Origin of the sequence: Arenibacter troitsensis (genome assembly GCF_900177645.1) — a bacterium.
Taxonomy (GTDB): domain Bacteria; phylum Bacteroidota; class Bacteroidia; order Flavobacteriales; family Flavobacteriaceae; genus Arenibacter; species Arenibacter troitsensis.
This window is the reverse complement of record NZ_FXAO01000003.1, coordinates 503,824-530,174: the sequence shown is the minus strand read 5'-3', so window position 1 is coordinate 530,174 and position 26,351 is coordinate 503,824. Positions and strand designations below refer to the sequence as shown.

General features: G+C 39.2%; 25 protein-coding genes. 5 read left to right on the top strand and 20 right to left on the bottom strand.

The features are described 5' to 3' along the window. Nucleotides 1-166: 166 nt before the first annotated feature. The 7 genes from B9Y87_RS09375 to B9Y87_RS09345 all read right to left on the bottom strand — a co-directional run bounded on the left by B9Y87_RS09375 (nt 167) and on the right by B9Y87_RS09345 (nt 6,514). Entirely contained in the window at nt 167-667 is a 501-nt protein-coding gene (locus B9Y87_RS09375) for a gluconokinase (RefSeq protein ID WP_085498369.1), read from the bottom strand. Continuing rightward, the gene (gene miaA, locus B9Y87_RS09370; RefSeq protein WP_085498367.1) at nt 664-1,578 is read right to left on the bottom strand and encodes a tRNA (adenosine(37)-N6)-dimethylallyltransferase MiaA; all 915 of its coding nucleotides are present in this window, start codon (nt 1,576-1,578) and stop codon (nt 664-666) included. Before miaA ends, B9Y87_RS09375 begins: the two co-directional genes overlap by 4 nt. Further along, the gene (locus tag B9Y87_RS09365) at nt 1,578-2,405 is read right to left on the bottom strand and encodes an ion transporter (protein WP_085498365.1); all 828 of its coding nucleotides are present in this window, start codon (nt 2,403-2,405) and stop codon (nt 1,578-1,580) included. Before B9Y87_RS09365 ends, miaA begins: the two co-directional genes overlap by 1 nt. 6 nt (nt 2,406-2,411) lie before the next feature. Beyond that, the gene (locus B9Y87_RS09360; RefSeq protein WP_085498363.1) at nt 2,412-3,776 is read right to left on the bottom strand and encodes an exonuclease domain-containing protein; all 1,365 of its coding nucleotides are present in this window, start codon (nt 3,774-3,776) and stop codon (nt 2,412-2,414) included. 71 nt (nt 3,777-3,847) lie between these two features. Further along, nucleotides 3,848-4,501: a YggS family pyridoxal phosphate-dependent enzyme gene (locus B9Y87_RS09355; protein WP_085498361.1), complete on the bottom strand. Its 654-nt coding sequence runs from the start codon at nt 4,499-4,501 to the stop codon at nt 3,848-3,850. Nucleotides 4,502-4,582: 81 nt separating this feature from the next. Further along, on the bottom strand, nt 4,583-5,470 hold the full coding sequence (locus tag B9Y87_RS09350) for a 3-hydroxyacyl-CoA dehydrogenase family protein (RefSeq protein WP_085498359.1): 888 nt from the start codon (nt 5,468-5,470) through the stop codon (nt 4,583-4,585). A gap of 75 nt (nt 5,471-5,545) precedes the next feature. Further along, entirely contained in the window at nt 5,546-6,514 is a 969-nt protein-coding gene (locus tag B9Y87_RS09345) for a Gfo/Idh/MocA family protein (protein WP_085498357.1), read from the bottom strand. Nucleotides 6,515-6,795: 281 nt separating this feature from the next. Here B9Y87_RS09345 and B9Y87_RS09340 point away from each other — a divergent pair, with 281 nt between their 5' ends. Then, nucleotides 6,796-7,437 (top strand): protein-L-isoaspartate(D-aspartate) O-methyltransferase, encoded by a 642-nt coding sequence (locus B9Y87_RS09340; protein WP_085498355.1) that lies wholly within the window; start codon nt 6,796-6,798, stop codon nt 7,435-7,437. An 8-nt stretch (nt 7,438-7,445) separates the two neighbouring features. On the opposite strand, the gene smpB is transcribed toward B9Y87_RS09340, so the two are convergent. Further along, complete coding sequence (gene smpB / locus B9Y87_RS09335; RefSeq protein WP_085498353.1) at nt 7,446-7,907, bottom strand: SsrA-binding protein SmpB; 462 nt, start codon at nt 7,905-7,907, stop codon at nt 7,446-7,448. A gap of 137 nt (nt 7,908-8,044) precedes the next feature. Between smpB and B9Y87_RS09330 the strand changes: the two genes are divergently transcribed. After that, nucleotides 8,045-8,791: a DUF6503 family protein gene (locus B9Y87_RS09330; RefSeq protein ID WP_085498351.1), complete on the top strand. Its 747-nt coding sequence runs from the start codon at nt 8,045-8,047 to the stop codon at nt 8,789-8,791. Here B9Y87_RS09330 and B9Y87_RS09325 read toward each other — a convergent pair. After that, complete coding sequence (locus B9Y87_RS09325) at nt 8,788-9,318, bottom strand: SixA phosphatase family protein (RefSeq protein ID WP_085498349.1); 531 nt, start codon at nt 9,316-9,318, stop codon at nt 8,788-8,790. The two genes, B9Y87_RS09330 and B9Y87_RS09325, sit on opposite strands and share 4 nt — an antisense overlap. A 96-nt stretch (nt 9,319-9,414) precedes the next feature. On the opposite strand from B9Y87_RS09325, the gene B9Y87_RS09320 reads away from it, so the two are divergent. Further along, complete coding sequence (locus B9Y87_RS09320) at nt 9,415-11,043, top strand: PorP/SprF family type IX secretion system membrane protein (RefSeq protein ID WP_085498348.1); 1,629 nt, start codon at nt 9,415-9,417, stop codon at nt 11,041-11,043. Between the two features lie 7 nt (nt 11,044-11,050). On the opposite strand, the gene B9Y87_RS09315 is transcribed toward B9Y87_RS09320, so the two are convergent. Next, complete coding sequence (locus B9Y87_RS09315; protein WP_085498346.1) at nt 11,051-11,647, bottom strand: TetR/AcrR family transcriptional regulator; 597 nt, start codon at nt 11,645-11,647, stop codon at nt 11,051-11,053. Nucleotides 11,648-11,759: 112 nt separating this feature from the next. Next, nucleotides 11,760-14,360: an ATP-dependent chaperone ClpB gene (gene clpB, locus B9Y87_RS09310; protein ID WP_085498344.1), complete on the bottom strand. Its 2,601-nt coding sequence runs from the start codon at nt 14,358-14,360 to the stop codon at nt 11,760-11,762. Between the two features lie 165 nt (nt 14,361-14,525). On the opposite strand from clpB, the gene ytxJ reads away from it, so the two are divergent. Next, a complete protein-coding gene (gene ytxJ / locus B9Y87_RS09305) occupies nt 14,526-14,927 on the top strand; it encodes a bacillithiol system redox-active protein YtxJ (RefSeq protein WP_085498342.1) in 402 nt (133 codons plus the stop codon). Nucleotides 14,928-14,998: 71 nt separating this feature from the next. Here the strand turns inward: ytxJ and B9Y87_RS09300 are convergent, their stop codons facing one another. Together B9Y87_RS09300 and fahA are read right to left on the bottom strand one after the other, a co-directional pair. Beyond that, on the bottom strand, nt 14,999-16,186 hold the full coding sequence (locus tag B9Y87_RS09300) for a hypothetical protein (protein WP_085498340.1): 1,188 nt from the start codon (nt 16,184-16,186) through the stop codon (nt 14,999-15,001). Between the two features lie 113 nt (nt 16,187-16,299). After that, nucleotides 16,300-17,589 carry a fumarylacetoacetase gene (gene fahA, locus B9Y87_RS09295; protein ID WP_085498339.1) on the bottom strand — a complete coding sequence of 430 codons (1,290 nt, stop codon included), beginning with the start codon at nt 17,587-17,589 and terminating at the stop codon, nt 16,300-16,302. Between the two features lie 111 nt (nt 17,590-17,700). Between fahA and glyA the strand changes: the two genes are divergently transcribed. Continuing rightward, nucleotides 17,701-18,975: a serine hydroxymethyltransferase gene (gene glyA / locus B9Y87_RS09290; RefSeq protein WP_085498337.1), complete on the top strand. Its 1,275-nt coding sequence runs from the start codon at nt 17,701-17,703 to the stop codon at nt 18,973-18,975. Nucleotides 18,976-19,069: 94 nt separating this feature from the next. Here the strand turns inward: glyA and B9Y87_RS09285 are convergent, their stop codons facing one another. The 7 genes from B9Y87_RS09285 to B9Y87_RS09255 form a co-directional block, all read right to left on the bottom strand. Next, a complete protein-coding gene (locus B9Y87_RS09285; RefSeq protein ID WP_085498335.1) occupies nt 19,070-19,741 on the bottom strand; it encodes a hypothetical protein in 672 nt (223 codons plus the stop codon). 257 nt (nt 19,742-19,998) lie between these two features. Further along, nucleotides 19,999-20,667, bottom strand: coding sequence for a response regulator (locus tag B9Y87_RS09280; RefSeq protein ID WP_085498333.1), 669 nt, complete (start codon nt 20,665-20,667; stop codon nt 19,999-20,001). A gap of 23 nt (nt 20,668-20,690) precedes the next feature. Next, a complete protein-coding gene (locus tag B9Y87_RS09275; RefSeq protein WP_085498331.1) occupies nt 20,691-22,757 on the bottom strand; it encodes a tetratricopeptide repeat-containing sensor histidine kinase in 2,067 nt (688 codons plus the stop codon). 106 nt (nt 22,758-22,863) lie between these two features. Beyond that, a complete protein-coding gene (locus B9Y87_RS09270) occupies nt 22,864-23,388 on the bottom strand; it encodes a hypothetical protein (RefSeq protein WP_139827197.1) in 525 nt (174 codons plus the stop codon). A 141-nt stretch (nt 23,389-23,529) separates the two neighbouring features. Further along, nucleotides 23,530-24,261, bottom strand: coding sequence for a LytR/AlgR family response regulator transcription factor (locus tag B9Y87_RS09265; RefSeq protein WP_085498327.1), 732 nt, complete (start codon nt 24,259-24,261; stop codon nt 23,530-23,532). 147 nt (nt 24,262-24,408) lie between these two features. Continuing rightward, nucleotides 24,409-25,932, bottom strand: coding sequence for a hypothetical protein (locus B9Y87_RS09260; RefSeq protein WP_085498325.1), 1,524 nt, complete (start codon nt 25,930-25,932; stop codon nt 24,409-24,411). A gap of 18 nt (nt 25,933-25,950) precedes the next feature. After that, nucleotides 25,951-26,349 carry an acyl-CoA thioesterase gene (locus tag B9Y87_RS09255; RefSeq protein ID WP_085498324.1) on the bottom strand — a complete coding sequence of 133 codons (399 nt, stop codon included), beginning with the start codon at nt 26,347-26,349 and terminating at the stop codon, nt 25,951-25,953. Nucleotides 26,350-26,351: the final 2 nt, after the last annotated feature.

The following is a 26,351-nucleotide window of genomic DNA, read 5'->3' as shown; positions in this document are numbered from 1 at the left end:
TGGTGCTTTTTATTTGTAATCTACTAAATTTCAATGCTGTAGGTTTATTGAAAGGTGTTGGCGGAAGGAACCCCGAACAAAAGGATGTGGTCTCTGGTTTTGAATCTGAACTCTTGGGTCAACTTCGTTACCGCTGTGAAAGCTTGTTCCTGGGACAACTTATTGCTTAGTTCCGGTATTCTCTTAATATTTGGTCCACAATTTCTTGGGGACTGGGTTCTATCGATATTTTTATGGCCTTGGTAGGAGGTTCAAAAGTGTCCAGTTGGGACCGTAATAATTCGGCAGGCATAAAATGTCCTTTTCGTTTTTGTAGGCGTTCCAATAACAATTCAAAAGAACTTTCCAGGGAAATCCAAACTACCTTACCTTCAATTTTATTTTCCAGTATTTTTCTGTAGGATTCCTTCAAGGCAGAGCAGACAATGACAGCTCCGGTTTCTTTATTGTTCACGGCCAATTTGTTTAGGGTTACCAGCCAATCGTACCGATCTTCGTCCGTCAAAGGGATTTTATTAGACATTTTTTTTATGTTGGCCTCTGAGTGATAATCGTCACCATCAAAAAAAGGTAATTTCAGTTTTTCTGCCAACAACTTCGCTATGGTAGATTTGCCTGTACCGGAAACCCCGATTACAAATAGAATGTTTTTATTGGTTGAAGTCATTGTCTATTGCATTCTTGTTCTATTCTCCTCAAAACACCGTTTAAGTCGTAGTTATAATCAACCCAAATAATATCCTCTTTTTTCCGCAACCATGTCAATTGCCTTTTTGCAAACCTTCTGGTGTTTTTCTTTATTTCGGCAATAGCAGTATCCAGGTCAAAGCCCCCCTTAAAGTAATTAAATAATTCTCTGTAACCTACGGTTTGCAATGCATTAAGGGATTGTTGTTCCTTTAGGGACAATGCCTCTTCCAAAAGGCCCTGTTCCATCATTATATCCACTCTTTGGTTTATACGGTCATAGATGATCTCCCTTTCGGCATTTATGGCTATGGTAATGGTACTGAAATTCCTTTTGGTTTTTTTTTGTTTTAGGAAAGAGGTGTAGGGGAGACCTGAGCCAATACACACCTCTAGGGCTCTAATAAGCCTATGTGGATTATTAAGGTCTACTTGATGGTAATAATCCATGTCCAGAATTTTGAGTCGCTCCTGAAGGCTTAAAATGCCTTCGGTTTTCAAGGTTTGGTTCAGTGTTTCCCGGATTTCAGGATCTATTGGGGGGAAATTATCCAGTCCGTCCTTGATGGCGTCAACGTATAGGCCACTTCCGCCTACCATAACTACAATGTCGTTATCCTCAAAGAGTTTTGCCAGTTTTTCTATGGCTTCCCTTTCAAAATCCCCTACGGTATATTCTTCAAAAATGCTTTTGTGCTGAATAAAATGATGTGGAACACTGGCCAATTCTTCCGGGGAGGGTACTGCCGTCCCAATAGACATTTCTTTGTAAAACTGTCGGGAATCGGCAGAAATAATCTCTGTTTTATAATGTTTGGCTATGGCAATGGCCAAGGTGGTCTTACCTATCGCAGTGGGTCCTACAATGGAAATAAGATTATTTTTATTCATTAATCATCACTTAATCTATGTCCACATTCCCTACAGTAATGGGCATCAATACGCATAATTTCAGTACCGCAATCAGGACAGGTTCTACCAGGGGGGATATTTTTTTTGTTGGTCAAGCCAGCCGCATATTCAGCAGAAACGATCCCGGTGGGCACCGCTATTACACCATAGCCAATAATCATGATTACGGTGGCGATAAACTGCCCCAAAGGGGTTTCCGGGGAGATATCCCCATAACCTACCGTGGTTAGGGTAACAATGGTCCAATAAACACTATGGGGTATACTGGTGAATCCATGGGTAGGGCCTTCAACAATATACATCACCGTTCCCAATAAAACGGATATAATGATGATAAAGAAAACAAAAACGAATATTTTGGTTCTACTGGCATGGATAGACCTCACTAGATTGTTCGACTCCCCTACAAAGCGTACTAGTTTTAATATTCGGAATACCCTTAATAGTCTTAAAATTCTAAAGGCAGTTAGATATTGGGAACCTACAAAGAATAGGGAAAGGTATTTTGGGATAGTGGATAAAAAATCGACTAATCCAAAAAAGCTAAAGATATATTTTTTAGGTCGGTTGATGGAAATTATCCTTAAAATGTATTCTATAGAAAATAGAATGGTCACCACCCATTCGGAATAGTTCAGAAATTTATGGTGTTTTTCGTCAAACGAAGGTATGCTCTCCAACATGACAATGATGACACTATAGACGATTACCGCAAGTAGTATGATATCAAAAAGTCTTCCTGCAGGGGTATGGGTCCCGTAGATTACTTCATGGATCTTTTGTTTCCAACCTTTCTTAATTTTCAAAGTCTACTATTTTAGTTCTATGATTTTCAACACCTTTTTTTTTCTGAGATAGGATGAAATGATGTGGGTCGTGTTTTCATTTCCTTCCATAGGTGTTATAATGGATTCCAAGATATGAATATTATTGATTTGATGGTTTAAATTAAAATAGCCAAAGCCTTTAAAAACACCATCTTTGATCTCAATTCCACAACGCTCCCCAATTTCCCTTCCTTTATCCATGATAAGAATACTCTTGTTGGACAAACTGTACTTGTCAATGGCTTGGATTACCCTTCCATTATAGTCTTCCACAGGCTCTTGATTTATACACCCACCAAGGCAACTATTGTCCTCATAATGGGAACAATGCAGTTTTGCCTGTGATAGTCCATTTATTTTATTGCACAATTGAAATTCTTCCCTTATGCTGTGCAAAAAATTCTCGGCGCCCTGTAAGCTGTTAAAGGTCGTTACGGCTCTTTTTTTAGGATTTATTGCCTCTGCAGTCAAGGTGATATAGCCGTTCTGGTTCTTGGATTGGTAAACTGCATGGTTAAACAGTCTTTTCTTATAGTGGGTGTTGTACTTAGGTCTGTTCCTCAATAATTCCGCATTCTCTTTTAATAAGGCAGCCAATTCATTGCCCGTTTTTTCATAAGAGACCCTTTTGGTTTCTTTCTGAATTCTTCTGGCCTTTGGACTATTATTGGTAAAATGCTGATTGACCCTTTTTTTAATGTTGCTACTTTTTCCCAACAAAATAATATCGCCATCCTTATTGTGCATGTAGTAGACCCCTGTTTCCGAAGGCAATTCATCTACCATATCCAGTTGTCTTGGTGATAGTTCCCCTTGGGTCTCTGTTCTTAAAACGCTCTTGAAAATGCTTTTATCCAGGTCTTTTGAAAGTAAAAGTTTAAATAGTTGTAGGGTGGCAAGTGCATCGCCGTTGGCTCTATGGCGATCACTTACAGGAATTCCCAAGGACCGCACCAGTTTGCCTAGACTATAAGATTCGGCATCCGGCAATAATTGTTTGGCCAATTCAACGGTACAGAGGGTTTTGCGTTCAAAATTAAACCCCAACCTCCTAAATTCGGTTCTCAAAATCCTATAGTCGAATTGGGCGTTATGGGCCACAATTACGGCATCTTCCGTTATTTCTACGATGCGTTTGGCTACTTCGTAGAATTTTGGAGCAGTGCGAAGCATGTTGTTGTTGATGCCGGTAAGATTAACCACAAAGGGTTGGATTTCCTTTTCAGGGTTTACCAAGCTTATGAACTGGTCTACTACTTTATGCCCGTCAAATTTGTGGATAGCAATTTCCGTAACCCCCTCTTCATTGTATTTTCCTCCTGTGGTTTCAATATCTAATATGACGTACATGTAAAATTTCTAATTCAGATTACTAAACAAAGATACGTATTCTCCAGTCAAAGAAACAGCAAGGTAGCGTGCTAATTTCTGGAACCAAAAATGCTACTTCCCACTCGTATCATAGTGCTGCCTTCCTCTATTGCAATCTTATAATCGCCGCTCATTCCCATGGATAATTGCGAAAGGTCGGGGAAGCTTGATTTGGTTTTTTCAAACAAGCTTTTTAGTTGTTTAAATTCCTTCCTAATTTGCTGGTTATTATCTGTAAACGTGGCCATGCCCATTAGTCCAACTATCTTTATGTTGGTAAGTTGCTTAATATCACTTGAGGCTATCAATTCGCTCAGTTCGTTCTCGTCAAAACCAAACTTGGTGTCTTCCTCTGCAATATGGATTTGCAATAGGCAGGGGATAACCCTATTATGTTTTTTGGCTTGTTTGTTTATTTCCTTCAATAGTTTTAGGCTGTCAACTCCATGGATCAGGGCCACGTATTCTGCCATATACTTCACTTTGTTGCGCTGTATATGTCCTATCATATGCCACTCAATATCCTTGGGAAGAACTTCTTGCTTCGCCGTCATTTCCTGGATTTTATTTTCACCAAAAACCCGTTGCCCGGCCGCGTAGGCTTCCTCGATATCGGCAATAGGTTTGGTTTTGGAAACGGCGACAAGTGTGACGTGGGAAGGAATGGATTCCTTGATTGCTTTTAAATTATCTTTAATGGACATTTAATTTTATCTTTTTTAATCAAAACAAGGTTCTTGTGCAACATCAAAGTTGTAATTGAAGTTGACGCGTGCAATGGATTGCTATTTAAATTGTTTGGAAACCATTTCGGCCTTTCGGGATTCGGAATAATCGTAAAAGCCTTCCCCTGATTTAACCCCCAATTTTCCGGCGGTTACCATATTTACCAGTAATGGGCATGGTGCATATTTTGGGTTCTTAAATCCGTCGTACATAACATTTAAAATGGACAAACAAACATCCAGTCCAATAAAATCCGCCAGTTGTAATGGGCCCATGGGGTGGGCCATCCCTAATTTCATTACCGTGTCGATCTCGTTAACCCCGGCAACTCTATTGTACAGCGTTTCTATTGCTTCATTGATCATGGGCATCAATATTCGATTGGCAACAAAACCAGGGTAGTCATTGACTTCCGTTGGTGTTTTTCCGAGTCTTGTGGAAAGATTCATAATGGTATCCGTAACTTCATCAGAAGTGTTATAGCCTCTAATTATCTCTACCAATTGCATTATGGGTACGGGATTCATAAAGTGCATTCCAATAACCTTATCCGCCCTTTTGGTGGCCGCTGCAATCTGGGTAATGGAAATAGAGGAGGTGTTGGTTGCCAAAATGGTGGTAGGTTGGCACAATTCATCCAATTCCCCGAAGATTTTTAATTTAAGGGCCGTATTTTCCGTTGCGGCCTCAATTACCAAGTCGACCTTCTTGATTCCGTCTGCCAGGTTGGTGTAGGGAGTAATGTTTCCCAAGGCGGATTTCTTGTCCATTTCCGAGATAAGTTCCTTGGCCACCATTCTGTCGAGATTTTTTTCGATGGTGATAAGGCCCTTGTCCAGGGCTTCCTGTGAAATATCGATAAGGTTGGTCTTGAATCCATTTTGAGCAATTACATGGGCAATACCATTACCCATTGTTCCTGCCCCTATGACTGCTATATTTTTCATATGAATGCGTTTACTTGGAATTTTATTCTAATAGTTCATGCCTTTGTCTACAAGGAAAAATATAAAAACTATCGCTTATTTCCTTTGGAAGGACGCAATGACTTCCAAGGCAACCTTTAAGGCCTGTGTACCTTGTTCCAGGGTTACCACGGGGACGGTGTTGTTGTTTATAGCATCTGCAAAGGTCTCCAACTCGTCCAGTATAGCATTGTTGACAGCTATATCTGGATTTTCAAAATAGATCTGTTTCTTTATTCCTTCAGCATTTTGTAATATCATGTCAAAATCGCCTGGTTTTTCAGGGGCGTCTTTCATTTTGACCACTTCAACTTTTTTCTCCAAAAAATCCACAGCGATATAGGCGTCTTTTTGGAAAAAACGAGACTTTCTCATGTTTTTCAGGGAAATTCTACTTGCCGTTAGGTTGGCCACGCAGCCGTTTTCAAATTCTATTCTGGCATTGGCAATATCTGGTGAGTTGCTAATAACCGAAACCCCACTGGCATTAATTTGTTTAACCTTGGATTTTACCACGCTAAGGATGGCATCAATATCATGGATCATCAAATCCAAAACAACAGGTACATCCGTCCCCCTTGGATTAAATTCTGCCAACCTATGGGTCTCAATAAACATGGGATTATTAATATTTTCCTTGACGGCCATAAAAGCGGGATTGAATCTTTCCACATGGCCTACCTGTCCCTTTACTTGTTGTTTTTTTTCCAAATGCAACAGTTCTTCGGCTTCTTGCAGGGTATTGGTAATAGGCTTTTCAATAAAAACATGTTTTCCTTTTTCCATGGCCTTTTTGGCGCAATCGAAATGGGAAAGGGTAGGGGTAACTATGTCCACTACATCTACGGCATCTATTAGTTTATTTATGTTGTCGAAAAAAGTGTAGCCGAATTCGGCTTCCACTTTTTTGCCGTTAATGACATCGGGATCGTAAAAACCAACCAAATTATATTTTTGGGACTCATTCAGTAATCTTAGATGAATTTTTCCTAAATGTCCTGCTCCTAGGACGCCAACATTAAGCATATGTATTTATTTTCCTCAAAAATAAGGATAGTTTGCAAGTTTAGGGTCTTAAAAAACAAAACTTAAGTTTTAAGGACCATCTTTTTTGTCAACAATGCAATGTTGGAAAATGGGATGCAAATAATTGTTGAAGATAATTCAATAAGGGTTTTTGGAACTAAAGAAATCTAGGTTAAATTTACCTTCGCAGGAAAGAATAGATTAGATTGCAGTGGGTAAATTTTATGATTTCTTTATTTTAAGATTTTCGTTTTTTAACTTTACCCACCAAAACCAAACAATTGAAAGATACACTAAAACATAGGGGGATGCGCAACAAATTGGCGGACATCCTTTCCGGGAAGGGAATTATGGACAATTCCGTTCTAGAGGCCATCCGGGCAGTTCCGAGACACCTATTTCTAGATAGTAGTTTTGAAGACCATGCGTACCAGGATAAGGCTTTTCCTATTGGTGCGGACCAAACTATTTCCCAACCCTATACGGTAGCTTTTCAATCCGAACTTTTACAAGTGCAGCCCAATCATAAGATTTTGGAAATAGGAACTGGAAGTGGTTATCAAACCGCAGTATTGCTAAAATTAAAGGCAAGGGTATATACCATTGAGCGACAGTTGGAGCTCTTTAAAAAGACCAATCTTTTTTTTAAAAAAATGGGCTATAGACCCAAAAAAGTAATATTTGGAGATGGGTATAAAGGATTGCCGGAAGAGGCGCCATTTGATAGTATTATAGTAACCGCTGGGGCGCCTTTTGTGCCAAATCCTTTACTGGCCCAACTTAAGGTAGGGGGTAGGTTGGTTATACCGGTAGGGACAGACGAGCAAATTATGACATTGTTTGTTAGAAAGTCTGCCAAAGAATTTGAGAAAAAGGAATTGGGATCCTTTAGATTTGTGCCTTTATTGGAGGACAAAAATTAAGGGAAATCCTAATTGTTGAAGCTTTTCTTGATTCTATCCAGGTTTTTCTTGTTGTCACGATCCTTGATAGTTTCTCGCTTGTCATATAGTTTTTTACCTCTTGCCAAAGCGATGTTCATCTTGGCCAAGCCCCTTTCGTTCAAAAAAAGATTTAAGGGAATGATGGTTAAACCTGAGTTTTTTACTTCTTTTTCCAGTTTTTTCAGTTCACCTCGGTTGAGCAAAAGTTTTCGCTCTGCTTTCGGTTTATGGTTATAATGCGTTCCATGGGAATATTCGTCTACCTGCATATTAATAACAAACAACTCTCCCAGATCATTAAATTCACAAAAGCTTTCCGAGATGGAAGCCTTGCTTTCCCGGATAGATTTAATTTCGGTACCAGACAATACAATACCTGCCGTATAGGTATCCAGCAACTCGTAATCGAATCGGGCCCTTTTGTTCTTTATATTTATTTTTTTCTGCATATGTTTGACAAAAATAGAAACAATTATCCGATTGGCAATTAGGGCATAAGTATAGATCCTGCCAATTTTTTTGAATATAACTATGTTTTTTTTGTAATGAATGTGCCAACTGTGCGATTAATATGAAAAGTTATTGAATGAGAGTAGTAACCCTATTAACGCTTGTTATTTTTATTTTTTCGTGCAAGGAACAAGCGCGAACCACCCTTTCCGCCCAAGAAATAGTGGATAAGTCCATTTTGGTAAGTGGAGGGGAGCAGTATAAAACCAATGATTTATACTATAAATTCAGGGATTATGAATATGCTGCTGAATGGCAAGACGGAAAAAGAATTTTAAAACGTATTAAATTAACCGACTCCACAAAGGTAGTGGATGTAAAAGTTAGCCGAGGTTTTAGTCGATTTATTAACGATAGTTTGGTGCCACTAAAGGACTCCATTGCCAATTTATATGCAAATTCCGTGAATTCCGTGCATTACTTTGCCTACTTGCCATACGGTCTGAACGATCCTGCTGTCAATAAGGAGTTATTGGGGGAAGTTACAGTAAGGGACAAGGAGTATTATAAGGTAAAAGTAACTTTTGATCAGAAAGGTGGAGGAAAGGATTATGAAGATATTTACCTGTATTGGTTTAATAAGGAAACCTTTAAGCCCGATTACCTAGCGTACAAGTTTTATGTGGATGGAGGTGGAATCCGTTTTAGGGCAGCATATAATGAGCGCTATCATGGAGGTATCCGTTTTGTTGATTATGAAAATTATGCCGCCTCTTTAGGGGACAGTGCATTCTACGACGTGGATGTTCTTTATGAAAAAGACAAATTGAAATTACTCTCAAAAATAGAGTTGAAAGATATTTCAGTAACAGCTTCCAATTAGTCCATTTTTAATCTAATATCGGTGGCTTTTCCATTTATGATCCGTACAATAAATAGGCTGCTATTGTCATAATCGTCCATGTGTTCATATTTTTCCTCTCCCAACATGAGATTTACGAATTCCGGAGTGGTATTGCTATGGCCAACAATAAGAACGTTTTTGCCAAGATTTAGATTTTTAAATTCTTCGATAATGAGTGCCTTTGGGTCGTAATATTGGGGGGTAATTTCTTTTTTCACGGACGTTGGCGCTGCGGTCATCGCCGTTCTTTCAAAATCGGTGATGTAAATGGCATCCAGGGCAACGGGATCAAAAACTTCGGCCCAGCGTATAGCCCGCCCCAATCCATCCTGATTTAACTCGGGATCTATATTTTCAGGATCGCTACGATCTTTTTCGGCATGTCTTATAAAATAAAAAGTGGAAATAGAATCTTCTGCGTTTTCAAGGGGTAACTTCGGATCTTCCTTACAGGACATAGCGCCGATGGTGAAGGAAAGAATCAATAGCAGGTGTATACGTTTCATGATCAATTCTATTTTTGGTATTTGGTTCTTCTAGTAAAGTAACTAAAATTACAGTAAAAAAGTATGTAGTGCCCATAGTTTTTTGTTCTTTTGTATATGGATAAAAAGTACGCTATTTATGCTATTTTGTTTGCGGTTTTGTTTTCGCAGGCACAAGAAGTTGCGCTTCCAACGGACTTAAGGCAGCATAATTTAACCGAATTCAATGCCAGTTTGTTTAATCCGGTTTTTTCACTGGATAGGAACAATCCAGAGTCTATTGCCTGGTGGTCCAGGTATCAATGGCAGACCATAGATGGTGACCCTACTTCCATTTTCTTAAATTATTCCAGAAAAATAAACACCCAGTCTTCTATAGGCGTTGGTTTTGTGCAAAATAATACGGGGGTGTTTTTAAATACCGGTGGAGTACTCAACTATGCATACGCCTTCGATTTTGGCAATAATATGCAATTGTCCGTTGGTTTGAACGTATTTGGTTTTAATAGTGAAATTGCAGACGATAGGTATAGTCCAAATCCAGAAATTTTATTGCCCCAATTGCAATTGGCCAAAAATGCATTTATAATGCAATTTGCCCCGGGAGTCAGATTTTCTATGGATGGTTTCAGCGTTGGTTTTACCGCAGAAAACCTGTTCGATTATAATTTCGCTACTAATAGTAGTGCTTCGGCATCCGATGAAAAGATATATATGGGTATGATCGACTATCAATTGCCAGTTACCTTATTTAATGGTGTGGACAATGCCTATCTGCTGCCTATGCTGTATGTAAAATCGGTGCCTTATGGAGATACGCAGGTAGGACTTAATGCCCTATTATCGTCCAATAAGTTTTGGTTGCAAGGTGGTTACAATAGTTTCTATGGCATATCTGGTGGTCTTGGGGGTAGATTTTTTAAGCATTTATCATTGGGTGCCCTTATAGAATATGGCTTGGACGCTGAGGTTAAGGATATGGATCCCTCTTTTGAAATAATTGCGGCATATACACTAAGTAGTCCTGATCCACGTAAAAAGGTAGTTGGATTTGATGTGGATGAGACTCCAGTAGAATTGGAAAAACCAGAGGAGGTTACTCAACCAGAAGAAGTTACTCAATCGGAAGCTGAGGATCCTATAGTAGAGGAAAGGAAAATGCAGCAGGAGCTAAGCAAGGCGGAGGCTTTGGCCGAAAAAAAAGCCCTAAAAAAGGAAAAAAAACAGAAGCGTGTTAGAGGTAAGAAAAAGAAAGCGCTTGCGGAAGAATTAAGAGTGGCTCAGGAATTGGCCGAGGCAAAAAGGTTGAAGGAAGAACAGGAGGCCGCAGCCTTGGCGAAGGCTCTACAGTTGAAGGAACAAAAAAGATTGGACTCCATTAAGGCTATGGAACTGGCATTGGCTAAGAAAATCCAGGATGACATGGACATGATTGCGGCTCGGAAAAAGGCGGGCAAGAAGATAACTCAAGGCCATTACGAGGAAGTTGATAAACTGGAAGGCCAAAAAGCAGGATTTTATCTTATAGGCAATGTTTATGGTACGTCTAGGTACCGTGATATATTTGTGGAGAGTCTTAAGAAGAAAGGGATTGACGCTAAGTTTTTCTATTTGGAAAAGACCAAGTGGGACTATGTATATTTGGAAAGGTTTGATACCCTTAGTGAAGCGGAAGCGGCAAGGGATAATAAATTTAATGGCAAATATGCCGAAAGAACCTGGATATTTAGGATAATAGGGGAGTAATGTTCAATTACTTTTTTATTTCACGGACAATTAATTGGTCCAAATAGGTCACGGTGTTCAACAAGTATTTTCTATCACCCATTATAGTGGCCATAGCTACGGCCCCTTGGATCATGGTAAATAGTTGCTTTGAAAACTGGAGCGGTGTTACTGGCAGTCGCAATTCATTGTTGTTAAGTCCATTTTCCAGTACAAGGGCAATTTTCCCCTCTATGGTTTTTATGGTTTCCCTGGTTGCGGCCAGCAGTTGTGAATTATTGTGATTGGCATCTATACCGATATTCAAAATGGGGCAACCGCCCAATTCCTCTATAAAAGTATCGTAGTGACGATAGAAATTGGTAAGTACAAAAAGCTTTTGAAGGGAAGTTCCGCTCGAACTTAGCTTATCGTCTATTTCCGATAATAATTTTTTGCTGTTATATTCAAACGCCGCCAGCGCCAAGGAATCCTTGTTTTCAAAATTCCCGTAAATAGCTCCTTTGGTCAGGCCGGTGGCCTCTGTTAGATCGCTCATACTTGTGCCAACATATCCAAGCTTGTTGAAAATGGGAGCAACTGTTTCAATAATATAGGCGGTTGTTCTCTCGGCTTTTGTAGACATGTCCTTACAGTTTTACGCTAATATAAAAAATCTTATACTGCATGGTATATATTGTTAATAAAAAAGGGCATCCAATTTGTAGTTGGATGCCCTTCTATTTTATTTGGCCATCTTATTTGGCCAGTTCACTCTCATTTCTGAATACTAGCTGATCGTCAAAGGAGTCTATTAGGAGAATTCCACCAGGGTGAATTTTACCACTTAACAATTCTTTGGAAATATTATTCAATACTTCTTTTTGTATTACCCGTTTTATAGGTCTTGCACCATATTGCGGGTCGTATCCTTTGTTGGCCAGGTAATCTATGGCCTCTTCGGTTGCATCTATGATAATTTGCTGTTTGGCAACCAATTTTTTCAACTGATCCAATTGTAGAACCACTATCTTTTTAATGTCCTTTTTGCTTAGAGGGGTAAACATGATAATGTCGTCTATACGGTTTAGGAACTCTGGCCTTATAGTTTTTCGTAACAGTCCCAATACTTCCACTCTGGCAGCTTCTGTGGCGCTATAGATGTCTTTGTTATCCTCAAACTTTTCCTGAATAATATGGCTTCCCATATTACTGGTCATGATGATAATGGTATTTTTAAAATCTGCCACACGACCTTTGTTGTCCGTTAGCCTGCCTTCATCCAATACTTGTAAAAGGATATTAAAAGTATCTGGATGTGCTTTTTCAATCTCATCCAGTAACACCACGGAATAGGGTCTTCTTCGCACTGCCTCCGTTAGTTGGCCACCTTCGTCGTAACCTACATATCCTGGAGGGGCACCTACCAATCTGCTAACCGAATGACGCTCTTGGTACTCGCTCATATCAATCCTGGTCATAGCGTTTTCATCATCAAAGAGATAGGCGGCCAAGGTTTTTGCCAATTCTGTCTTACCCACACCCGTAGTTCCTAGGAAAAGGAAGGAGCCAATTGGTCTTTTGCTGTCCTGCAAACCAGCCCTACTTCTTCTTATGGCGTCGGAAACAGCCTGTATGGCTTCTTCCTGTCCTACCACTCTTTTGTGGAGCACATCCTCCAATTTCAACAGCTTTTCCCTTTCGCTCTGAAGCATTTTGGTAACTGGGATACCTGTCCATTTGGCTACCACCTCGGCTATATCCTCATTGGTGACCTCTTCCTTGATTAGGGTTTCCCCAAGTTGTTGTTCTTCCAGTTCGCTTTCCAGTTTATCCAATCGTTCTTGGGCTTCCTTTATTTTTCCATACCTTATTTCGGCAACTCTTCCATAATCGCCATTGCGCTCGGCCCTTTCGGCTTCCAATTTAAAGTTTTCAATATCGTTCTTTGTTTTTTGGATATCGTCCACAACCGTTTTTTCGCTATCCCATTTGGCAAAGATTTCATTTCGCTCTTCCTTCAAATTGGCAAGGTCCACATTCAAAGCCTTGAGTTTTGAGGTGTCGTTCTCTCGCTTAATAGCTTCAATTTCTATCTCCAATTGCATAATTTTACGATCCAAAACATCCAATTCTTCAGGTTTGGAATTTATTTCCATCCTCAACTTGGAAGCGGCTTCGTCCATTAGATCGATGGCCTTGTCCGGCAAAAATCTATTGGTAATGTAGCGTTGTGATAATTCAACTGCCGCAATCACAGCTTCGTCCTTGATCCTAACCTTATGGTGAGCCTCGTACTTTTCTTTTATACCCCTAAGAATGGATATGGCACTTTCTGTATCCGGTTCATCCACTATTACTTTCTGAAACCTTCGTTCCAGGGCTTTGTCCTTTTCAAAATATTTTTGATATTCGTCCAAGGTGGTTGCGCCTATGGCTCGCAGTTCCCCACGGGCCAGGGCAGGCTTAAGTATATTGGCGGCATCCATGGCGCCTTGTCCGCCGCCGGCCCCGACAAGGGTGTGGATTTCGTCAATAAAGAGTACAATGTTCCCGTCCGAGGAGGTTACTTCCTTGATCACGGCTTTTAAACGCTCTTCAAACTCCCCTTTGTATTTGGCACCTGCGATAAGTGCGCCCATATCCAAGGAATATATAATTTTATCCCTGAGGTTTTCAGGAATGTCGCCCTGAACAATTCTATGGGCTAACCCTTCTGCAATAGCAGTTTTACCTACACCAGGTTCCCCAACCAGCATGGGGTTGTTTTTTGTTCTACGTGATAAGATCTGTAAAACCCTCCTAATTTCCTCGTCCCTGCCTATAACTGGGTCCAATTTTCCGCTATCCGCCAGCTCATTAAGATTTCTGGCATACTTGTTCAATGAGTTATAGGTGTCCTCGGCACTTTGGGAGGTAACCTTACCACCCTTTCTCAATTCATTTATGGCCGCGTTTAGGTCCTTTTCCGTAACTCCTTGGTCCTTTAGTATTTGGGCTATTTTGCTCTTGGATTTAAAAATTGCCAATAACAAATGTTCTATGGAAACGTATTCGTCCTCCATTTTTTTAGCAATAATACTAGCTTCTGTGACAGTCTTATTGGCTTCCCTGGAAAGCATAATTTCCCCACCCGATACTTTGGGGAAACTCTCCAGTTCCTTTTCCAAAATTTGGTTCAATAAGGTGGTGTTTACGTTCAATTTCTTGAGGATAAACGGAAGTACATTTTCCTCAACTTCGGAAATGGCCTTAAAAATATGTTCGTTCTCAATTTGTTGATGTCCCAGACCTTGCGCCATTTGTTGCGCATGCTGTATGGCTTCCTGCGATTTTATGGTGAAGTTATTGAAATTCATATAGTTGTTTTTTTTATGTTATTGCTTACTTTTGAAGTCTTAAAAGCAACAACCTTACCACTGTTTTGAACAGGACAAAATGTCGTTTATTTTTCAAATTTAAGCGACAAATCGACAGCTTGTAAGGTTGGCAACATTTATTGGACTTAATACTAAAATTACGAAATGGGGATTCTAAAAGGGCTTTTTGGAAAGGGAAATAATAGCGAAAAGGAAAAAAAAGAGGCAAAGGTTGCTCCTTGGGCACCATTGGCGTCCGTAGAGCAGCTAGAGGTAATAAAGGAAAGATCCAAGGTAAAGCCTCAGATAATATTTAAGCATTCCACTACCTGTGGTATAAGTAGAATGGTCATGAATCGGTTTAATGAGGGGTATGACATGCCCCAAGACAGTATGGACCTGCATTACCTGGATCTACACCAATATCGCTCTGTTTCCAATGAAACTAGCAATGTGTTTGGAGTTGTCCATGAGTCGCCGCAGTTGTTGGTAATAAAAAACGGAACGGTAGTGGCGCATGAGTCCCATGGTGCAATTACGCAACTGGATTTAAAAAAATACATTTAGCTAAAGGAAACTCCTAAAAGGCTAAATGTATTCTTATTGGGGCTAAAAAATAAGTAAGACCTATTTAAGGTTTAATTGAAACGATGTCTGGTGACTATACCTTTCAATTTGGCTTTTAAATCTTCCCCTGCGTCATAAACCATTTGTTCATTGCTAGGAAAGGGAACGGCTGAAAGTTGCAATAACGGGACCATATCTTCCTCAAGGGCACTTGTGTCGCCGTTGTGTTTGGCATAAACGTGGTTAAAGACAAACTGGCTGGCCAAGGGGTAGGAATTGATCTGCTGCTGACTGTGTAAATCCAAAAAGCTTACATTGCCAACAACTTCTACCGACTTCTGTTGGGTAAATTGATAAAAATTACATTTAACGGTTTTAAACTTATCAATCTTAATTTTGTTGCCCAAGCTGTCCTTTAAAACTTCACCATTGGAATTTGTGGCGTATTTGTAGCCGTCCTTGATCTGCTTTTCCTTGGAGATCTGTTTTTCGGTAACCTGTTCCGGGCTTATATTGATGTTCCTGAATGCCACCTGCATTTCATAGTCATATTTAATATTTTGCAATGCGTTGGTGTGGTAAACGGTCCAAAGGTCGTTTAATCCGTACGTATTAAAGTTTAACAGTTCCTGCTCCAAACGATGGGGTACAATTTGTTCGGAATCATTGATCATCACTACTTGGACATAGTCCAGACCTTTGTTGTGGGCCTCCTCCAGTTTAAGGTTGGTATCCTTATAATTTGGGTTTATGTCATTTAAATAGGAAAATTGATCAAATGCTTTCCGGTAATCTTCCTTGTATTGTCCTGAATTTAAAAGGGCCGTGGCATTGTTGTATAAATAATCGGACAATTCGCGCTTGGACTTTATAATTTCCTCATCATAATCCTTAAAAGCAAATCGGGCATTCCTATTTTCATCAAACAGTTGTAATGGCAATAGAGGTTTTATACGTTCCTGAATTGATTTTAGGTTCTGATAGCTCTTAAAAATTATTTCATGGTTGGCCGGATTGTTATCCTTCTTCAAGAATGCAATCTCTTGAAGCTCACGTTCGGTATTTTTCTTGTAGGCCTCCTCCAGCAATTGAATATAGGGCTGGTTGGACTTCTTTGTCTTATTTTCGGCAATGTTTTTTAATGCATTATTTATGGCATTGCCATAGTTGCCCGTATTAAGGGCTTCCTGTGTTTTTTTAACCCCTCCGCAAGAGATAAAAATAAACATCATAAGTGATGCAAGTAATGATTGTTTCATAACGTTTGGTTTAAAAATATTATGGACATAGTTCAATAGCTATGCCAAAATAGTTCTATACACGAACGTGAAACTATTCTGTATCGTACAAATACGGGTGTTTTTTTTGGGTCTTATTTCTTCTTTTGCTGAAAAACGGGCAATAATTTAGTGGATACTTCCCCAAAACCAATTCGCACATTATCCTTTTTACAATAACCGGTTATGGTCACTGTATCGTAATCTTCAATGAATTTTCTTGTGGATCCGTCCTCCAGGGTCAACGGTTTTTCTCCTCGCCATGTAAGTTCCAACATAGAGCCGTAAGTATCGGGGGTAGGGCCAGAAATAGTCCCGCTGCCCATCATATCACCACTATTTACTTTACAGCCGTTGATGGTATGGTGTGCCAGTTGCTGCGCCATTGTCCAATACATATACTTAAAGTTGGACCGGGTTACGGTGGTTGCTTTTCCGCCTTCGGGCCTTATGGAAACTTCTAAATTTATATCGAAACCTTTTTTTCCTGTTTGTTGTAGGTAGGGCAGGGGTGTAGGGGTCTGCTCAGGACTGGCCACTCTAAATGGTTCCAAGGCATCCAAGGTCACTATCCAAGGCGAAATGGATGATGCGAAATTTTTGGCCAGAAATGGGCCTAAGGGTACGTATTCCCATTTTTGGATATCCCTAGCGCTCCAATCGTTAAATAGTACCATTCCAAAAATGTAATTCTCTGCTTCCTCGACCGGAATTGGTTCGCCCAATACATTGGCATCTGTGGTGATGAATGCCATTTCCAATTCAAAATCCACCAATTTGGAAGGGCCAAATACTGGTTGTTCCGCTCCGGCAGGAAGGGTTTGACCCATAGGTCTTCTAACTGCGGTGCCACTAGGCACTATGGAGGAACTTCTGCCGTGATAGCCTACCGGTATGTGTAACCAATTGGGAAGAAGGGCGTTGGCTGGATCCCTGAACATTTTGCCCACATTTGTGGCATGTTCCTTACTGGAATAAAAATCCGTATAATCCCCAATTTGAACAGGAAGTTGCATTTCTATTTCATCTATAGTAAAAAGAACAATGTTTTTATGTTCTTCGTTGTTCTTCAATTCGGTGTTATTGATATCGAATATTTCGCTAATCCTATTCCGTACTAAACGCCATGTCTTTTTGCCATCGGATATAAAATCGTTGAGGGTGTCCTGTAAAAAAATATCATCGGTCAATGGAATATCCTTAAAATAACCCAATTGATGCAATGCCCCTAAATCTATGGCGTAATCACCAATTCTTGATCCTATGGTGATGATATCATCCCTGGTCAGGAAAACTCCAAAAGGAATATTCTGAATGGGGAAATCAGAATTGATGGGTACAGGTAACCATGTTTTTTTTTCTGGATTATTAGTTTTTAACGGCATTTTCGAGTTGTTAACTTATGTTTAATAAATATCTTATCAAATATATTATTTTCTAGCAATTAACAGTCTGCAATTCGTATTTTTGCACATTATTTAATAGATTAATACTTTATGCAACGCGACAATCAAATTTTTGAACTAATTGAGGCGGAAAAGGAACGCCAAATTAATGGAATTGAACTAATTGCTTCTGAGAATTTCACTAGTCCCCAGGTTATGGAGGCGGCAGGATCCGTGCTGACCAATAAATATGCAGAAGGATATCCAGGTAAACGCTATTATGGAGGTTGTGAAGTAGTGGATGAAATTGAGCAATTGGCCATAGATAGGGCAAAGCAATTATTTGGTGCCGCGTATGCCAATGTTCAGCCGCATTCCGGATCTCAAGCCAATGCCTCTGTATACCATGCATGTCTAAAGCCAGGTGATACCATTCTTGGATTTGATCTGTCCCATGGCGGTCATTTGACCCATGGGTCCCCTGTAAATTTTTCAGGGCGATTGTACAATCCGGTGTTTTATGGGGTTGATGAGGAGACCGGTGTGTTAGACTACGACAAAATACAGGCCATTGCCACCAAAGAGCAGCCTAAGTTAATAATAGCTGGGGCTTCTGCTTATTCCAGGGATATGGATTTTAAAAGATTTAGGGAAATTGCAGATAGCGTAGGGGCTATACTTCTGGCCGATATATCACATCCTGCGGGACTTATTGCCAAAGGAATTCTTAACGATCCAATACCACATTGTCATATTGTAACCACAACTACCCATAAGACTTTGCGTGGGCCAAGAGGAGGGCTTATTCTAATGGGAGAAGATTTTGACAATCCTTTTGGGGTTAAGTTAAAGAACGGAACTTTGAGAAAAATGTCCGCATTATTGGATTTGGCAGTTTTTCCAGGCAATCAAGGTGGTCCTTTGGAGCACATTATCGCGGCAAAGGCAATTGCTTTTGGTGAGGCATTGTCCGATGAATTTCTGCATTATATGCTTCAAGTTAAGAAAAATGCAGCGGCAATGGCAAGCGCATTTGTGGATAAAGGATATAAAATAATTTCGGGCGGTACAGACAACCATATGATGTTGATTGATCTTAGAAATAAGAATATCACAGGGAAAGATGCTGAAAATGCCTTGGTAAAAGCGGATATTACTGCCAACAAGAATATGGTTCCCTTTGATGATAAATCTCCTTTTGTAACCAGTGGTATACGTTTCGGAACCGCCGCGATTACCACAAGGGGTTTGAAAGAAGATCAAATGAAGGTTATTGTAGATTTTATTGATCAGGTAATAATGAATCCTGAAGATGAAAAAATAATTGACGCCGTTAGGGAAAAAGTTAATGCCCTAATGCATTCCAGAGCGTTGTTCAACGCTTAATATACCTGTAAACCGCTGTCCATAAGTGGGTAAGATCAAGCCTTGTCTGTTAGATCTATAGGACTTGTGGACAGTTAGTTTATTTCAAACACTGCTATTCACTAAGGATTTGAATGTCGCCAAATATGATAGTTTTGGTGTTTAGGTCATAAATGGCCGCTTCCTCGCTTTGATCATAATACATGCCCCAAAATCCGAAATAGTCGTTCGTATTGTTATTGTCGGAAACGATATTCTTTAATTTAGCATCACTTTCCAAGGTGTCCTCCTCAAATACAGGGATAAAAACTTCAAAAGGTGTCTCATTTAAACCTTTGGTATAATATACATTGTGGTTAATAAGTTCCGTAAAGATGTTTTCAAGTTGGTCCGCAATACTTTGATCGTAAATTTTACTGATTAGGATGGTGGTGTCCGTCAATGATATAGTTAGTTCGCTGATATCTATTGTTGTGGTGTTCAGTTTTTTTAGTTTCGAATATGCCAATAGGAATAATATAGTCTTTTCCTCCCCGGATTTTTTAGCGCGACCAGTACAAGTTGATGACTTGTTGATGTAAAATAGTGCTTCGTCCAGACTTAAGTTGCTCTTAATATCTATGATCAAATTGGCAGATTCCTCTTTTAAGCCATAATTACCAATGCTCACCTCTGCAAAAAAATGCTTTTCCAAACCTTTTCTAAAAGCTTCTAAACCAACAATATGGTCGGTGCTCTGTGTTCCAATTTTTGGATTATTGAAAAATTCGTTTCCCGATTTAGACATCCTATATAGTAATTAATTAAAAAACTTATGTCAAAATTAGGCTAATGCTTTGTCCTTAATTCGATAAAAACCTTAGAAAAAATAAGGTTTTATTTCAAATAGGGTGTATTCGTCGAAAAAGTAGACGTTAAACGGTAAAGAGGTGTGTGATGCGACTTAAATTGGAGGCAATAAAGGTGATTGACAATATTTTTTACGAATTCTGGAAATTCGAGTCGGAAAGGGTTGTTAAAGTGGGGGAGAGGGTCAGGATTTGATTACAGAAATCCTCTATTTCTTGCTTCATGGACCAAGGCCAAATCGTTCTGTTTTTCCACACCAAAAATTACCTTAAGCTGTCTTTTCCTATTTTCGATCCCGGCCAGCGAAAGATTTATAAAATCTACCATATCCTTTGTTCTGGTGCCAATGGAAACATGATAAAGTATTTTTTTATCATTATCATCCAATAACAGATCATTGGAGACTTTTTTTCTAATGGCAACCAATGCTTTTTGACTATAATACGGAGGTGAGTGGATTACACCTTTAACCATGGCAATCAGTGATTTTTCATCCACCTCTGATTTTACCATATAGCCGTCGGGATTCACATTTTTAAGTATACTGTTTATTCTGTAATTGTCACTGAATGAGGACATGAACACAATTTTGGTATCAGGAATAATCTTTCTGGCTAAAATTCCCAAGTCTTCTCCGGAATATGGTTCTTCCAAATGGGTTTCCGTTAATTGTACATCCAATAACAATAGGTCATATTTAAATGATCTGGCCGAATCCTCAATTTTTTGTTTTCCACTATCATAAGTATTGGCTGTTTCTACTTTTATCTGAAATTCTTCAAATTCGGCAGCCTCCAAAAGATATTTATATCCAGTAGTGATCATTTCATGATCATCTATCGTTAAGACTCTTAAAGTTCTCATTCTATTATCAATTAAATAATATATTAGGCATGTATGGGTTCAGCCTGTTCTTCCATAACACAGGGAATGGTAATGGTTACCTTTGTTCCCTGGCCAATTTCACTTTGGATGTTATAAGTACCTTTCAATTTATCCAATCTGGAATTAATGTTTTTGAGTCCTATTCCTCTTTTTCCTTTCTTCTGGTCAAAGCCAACGCCGTTATCCGATATTATAATCCTTACATGCTCGTTTTCGGATTGAAACAATAGGTCCACTTTAGTGGCTTTAGCATGCTTTATACAGTTTTGCAAACTTTCTTGCACAATCCTATAAATATTAATTTTAATATCTCCCTTTAACTGGTCCCAATCTATTTTTTGATCGTACTCAAAATGACATTTCATTTTTGAGGAATCTTGAATTGTTTTGACCAATTCTTCAATGGAAACAATAAAGTTATGAATTTTTTCTTGCGATGCCCTGCTCAATTCATGGGAAATTGTACGGATTTCCTCCTCCAAACCTTGAAGTTTTTTAAGTAGGTCACTACGTTTAAGAACGGAATCGGAATCGGTTTTATTGTTAAGTCCGGAAAGAATTAAACGTATTCCCAACATTTGTCCTAATATGCCGTCATGAAGTTCCTCGGATATCCGTTTCTTTTCCAATTGTTTACCTTCTTCCACCTTCTTGTTTTGCGCCAAGAGTAAATTAAAGATTTCCTGATTCGCTTTCTGTTGTGCTTGTTCGAATCTCAATTTCTGATTTTTGCGACGTTGATCTATGGTAATCAATATAAATGCAGCTAGTACAAATAGGGTAATGGCAATCCCGATCCATAATTGGCGCTGCCGTGTCAACAGTTCATTTTGTTCAATAAATTCATCGGTCTCGAACCTAATCCGGGTAAACTTATTTCTAACGGCACGTTCCTCCCTAAGTAAACTATCATTCAGTTTTATATATTCCTGTGTATATCGGGATGAATTAATGGGGTCCAATTTGGCCAAAAGTTCCAGGGACTCGAGCAGGCGAAAATTATTGCTCGTTTGTTCCGAGATAATTTTGGAGTTTTGGGCGTATTGCATGGCCATGCCCGTGTCTTTTTTGCTCAAATAATATTCAGCTATTTCGTAATAGGTAATTGCTAAACTCTTGGTGTCGTTTAAGCTGTCTTTAATTTTGATGGCTTTCTCTAATAAAGAGAGGACACCAGTTGTATCTCCCAGTTTATTCTTGGCATTGGCATAATTGGAAAGTGCAATGGCGTATAATCTGGCATCTTTGTGATATAGGCTATCGGCGCCGATAACTTGCTTAAATGATTCCAATGCTTTATTATATTGTCCTTTGTCATGATAAACCTTACCTATGTTATTTATAACGTTGAACCGGTTTAGATTATCGTTATCCGATTTGTCCAGGTATAATAACGACTTACCATAATATTCAAGTGCTTTATCATATTCCTTTAGAGCGTTGGTGACCGATCCTAGATTGTTGTAGCACATATAAAGATTGTAATCTTTATTCAACGGCTTGAATAATTCAATGGCCTCAATGGTCGTTATTTCACTACTCGTATAGTCTTTTACACTTGCTTGTACCAGAGCCATGTTGTAAAGAACACGGGCTCTGGGATAATCATTTTTCAGTGCTTTAAATATTTTTTCCGCTTGGGAAAAATGATAATAGGCACTGTCTTCAACTGCAATATCTTCTAAGAAATAAGCCAAATCCCAATGGTTGTTGGCCAAGGCACTTGAATCTTTCATTTTTTCCGAAAGCTTGAGCGCAATTTTGTTGGAGCGTCTAAATTGAAGGGAGTCGCCTAGAACAGAGTAGTAATAGGAGATTTTTGAGAAATATTTGGATTTTAGGGAATCATTTTGAGTTGCCAAAGCAAAATCAAAAGCTTTCCCAAGGTTGTATTTGTAATTCTCTTCGGAACTACTATTTTTTTCATCCAACCAGTAGGCGATACTGTCATTTGTTGGCGCCGACCTTGGGTTCGGTGCACTTTCCATAACCTCCTTACAGCCGATGATCAGCAGTTGTAGGAAAATTAGTAGATAAAACAAGAATTTATATGACAAGTTCTTTTCCATGGAGCAGGAAAGATAAAAAAAAAGCCCTAAACAAATTTGTTTAGGGCTTTATATTTTAATGCAGTATGGTCTACTGCAATCTGATTGCGGTAATTTGCCAGCCAATTTAGGCTATTGCACTGTTGAAAAGTGTTAATTCGGACATAACCGGTGGTGGATCCCTTCTATCCTTTGGAACGCTATCCTTGTCGGTAGCAACTGCATTGTCATTGAACTGGAAGTTGTCCATTGCCGGAGGTGGATCCCTTCTATCCTTTGGAACGCTATCCTTGTCTGTAGCAACTGCGTTGTCATTGTATTGGAAATTGTCCATTGTTGGAGGCGGGTCCCTTCTATCCTTGGGAACGCTGTCCTTGTCTGTGGCAACGGCGTTGTCATTGTATTGGAAATTGTCCATTGCTGGGGGCGGGTCCCTTCTATCCTTGGGAACGCTGTCCTTGTCTGTGGCAACGGCGTTGTCATTGTATTGGAAATTGTCCATTGCTGGGGGCGGATCCCTTCTATCCTTTGGAACGCTGTCCTTGTCTGTGGCTACGGCGTTGTCTTGAGTTGGGAACTCACCTTGGGATCCCATTGCAAATAAGCCGATACTTAGTAGTACTACGGCAAAAATAGATAGTAATCTTTTCATTTTTAGTGATTTTCGAGGGTTAATGAGGTTTAATTCTGGGACCAAATTAACAAAGAAGTAGCACTAAAAAATATTGTAGGAATTGTCTTTAGTATGTGTGGGAGTTCTATTAGTGAACGTCCTGTTTTTGTGAGAATTTGTCTAATTAAGAGCAGAAATGGTATTTTTGGCCAAAACCTTTTTTAGGTTATCAATATTATTTTTGTAGGATTTGGAAAAGGGTAGTTGTAGTTTGTCATGCTTTAAAGTGCATAGACCTTTACCATAATTAATCCTAGAAACGAAGTCGATATTAATAATATAACTTTGGTGAACCCGTACGAAATTGGGTGGTAAATTGTTTTCAAAAGTCTTTAACGTTTTAAAAGCACTTATAGTACTCCCATCTTTCATAAAAAAGTCGGTGGCATTGTTGTCGGCTTGTAAATACATGATTTCCTGTGTATCTATGTAGCGATAATCTTTATAGGATTGAAGTAAAAGTGTTTTAGGCTCTTGCTCTTTTGGTGTTTTTAATTTCAACCTTAAGAGGGTCTTTCTAATGTCGAATTCGTTATACGGCAATAACCAGTAGTCGAAAAAATGACATTTTAAGGCTTCAAAGGCAAATTGCTTGCTTTTGGAAATTCCTATAAAAATAGGAATTTCTTTTAAGTATTGATGCATTTCCATTATCATATGAAAATACTCATGGGCCTTATCATTTAAATGGATGAATACCACATCAGGAGATTTTTTAAGTATACCATTTAGACCATCCACACTGTTGGTGGCTACACCAGAACAATAAAATTCACTGTATTCTTCCATATAGTGCTGGAGCTGTAAATTGGATTGGGCATCAGAGTCCAAAATGGTATAAGTGTATTCCATAATTTCAGATGATTTTAATGCAAATTAGTGATACTTGGTAGCACAGATGGGTATTTCAACCTTAGAAAAACTAGGGTTTTCGTTTTATTGGCTAAAAATACATTATTTGAAAGATTTTTCTTTCAATAATTAAAGTATAATACTATTCTAATTTGTAAAAAATACTTCAAAGGCACCCAGAGTCGGGTTTATTGTTCTGACTATCCCTAAAATATCTAAGGGAACTGACTGCGCCGTGACCGGATTTCCGGCTCCCACAGCACTTGAATTTTCTTGGATTAAAAAAATATTTTGCGATGGAGATACAAATTCCGGATCTAAATTTAGTAACATTTGATGGTAGTTAACGCTGTTGCCAAAATTGTACAGATCATTTTCAGAATTGTTCCTGTGTTTAAGGAGGCAGTTTTCGAAGTAGAAATTAAAAGTAGAGTTTTCACCTTTAATTAGGTTCAATTCATTTGGATTGCTTCCATATATAATGCAATTTTTAAAATCTGCCCTTTCAAGGGCAGATGCACTGTTTCCACCTAAGGTTGTATTGTCCAATTGTAGTGCTGCACCAGCACGGAACCCATATTTCCAATAATTGGCTATCGTTGCATGGATGAAGCTGTAATCGCCTCCGAGGTTGCAGTATAGTGAGATGTTCCCAGCAGCACCTAAAACTAAATTTTCGCTTCTTATTTTGGCGGATTTTGCCCACAAGTTTACGTTGGCGCTATTGTAGATTTGGGAGTTATTTAAAGTTAAAGTGGTTTCCTCAAGGTGGTTGTCCCCATGGACGAGAATGCCTACAGTGGCATTTTTGATAGTGAGGTAGTCTATTTTGTTATTTATACTGCCTTTGGATATCCATATGGACCCCCATTGTCCGGGGACGTCCGCGTAGTTGGGCTCCAGTCGATTTCCTTCAAAAACCACCTCGTTTTCCAGTAGAGCCCTGTCTTCGCTTAAGCGCCCGTTAATATGTAGGGAGGCATTTTCCTTTATCAATATCCCTGAATCTTTGTGAAAATGTACTCGGGTACCTGCTTCTATGGTTAGGGTCTTACCTTCAGGTACGGCGGCGTAGCCATATATAACATAAGGTTTGTCTTTGGTGAAATTGAGCTGGTCTTGGCCGAGTTCAAAACCTTCCGCCCTAATTTCTTCCCCAGATTCATTAATATCTAGAACAATTGTTTCCCGTTGACCGTTTAGGGATCTTGCTGGGTATAAAAATATGGCATCCTTGATCAGTGTGACCAATTGTACTTCTTGCAAATGGTTTTCCTTGTCGAATTGAATGGCATCCGTATGTAGAAATTCCTTGGCATCGGCATCTGTAATGTTGGCAGTAGTTTCTACAAAAATGTAGAGGCTGTCCTGGGCAAACAAGGGGATGTCCCTAAAAAGTTGACCGGCTTGCCCGTCTACATTTAAACGATATTTGCTGTCCTCTCCGTTTTTGAGCTGAATTGTGGGGATACTTATATCCGTGGAGCTACGGTTGTATACTTTTAAGGTATAGGTACTGCTGCCAATGCCGCTGAAAATGGTATCCAGAAAAACAGTATCCCTGGAGAATTCCAAAGAGCCGTTACTTTTTGTATAATCGAAGTCTGTCCTGCATGAGGAAAATAATAGCAGTAGAACTAAGGCAGAAAAAACACAAAAAATTTTATGCACTAATGTTATTTTGAATGTTCAGGTTTGGCTAAGAAAGATACTTTCTATTTCCGGAGAAATCCTCATGGGCTTGAAGGTTTCCGAGTTCAATAAACACCATTCTGTTTTGGATTTGACAAGTAATTGATTGTTTTCTTTATTGTACATTTCCACAACCCTAACGCTCACGGGGCCTTTGGTCTTGTCTATATAAGTTTTCATTAAAATTACATCGTCCAATTTTGCTGCACTTTTGTACGTTATATGATGGGTCAATACTACCCAGACCGTATTGTTTATTAATTCTTTGGGAGCTTTGGCTCGCCAGTGTTCCTTGGCGATATCCTGCATCCATTGAACATATCGCACATTGTTAACATGGTTAAGGTCATCTAGATCATCCTCTACCACCTTTATGGTTTTTTCAAAAGTTCCCATAG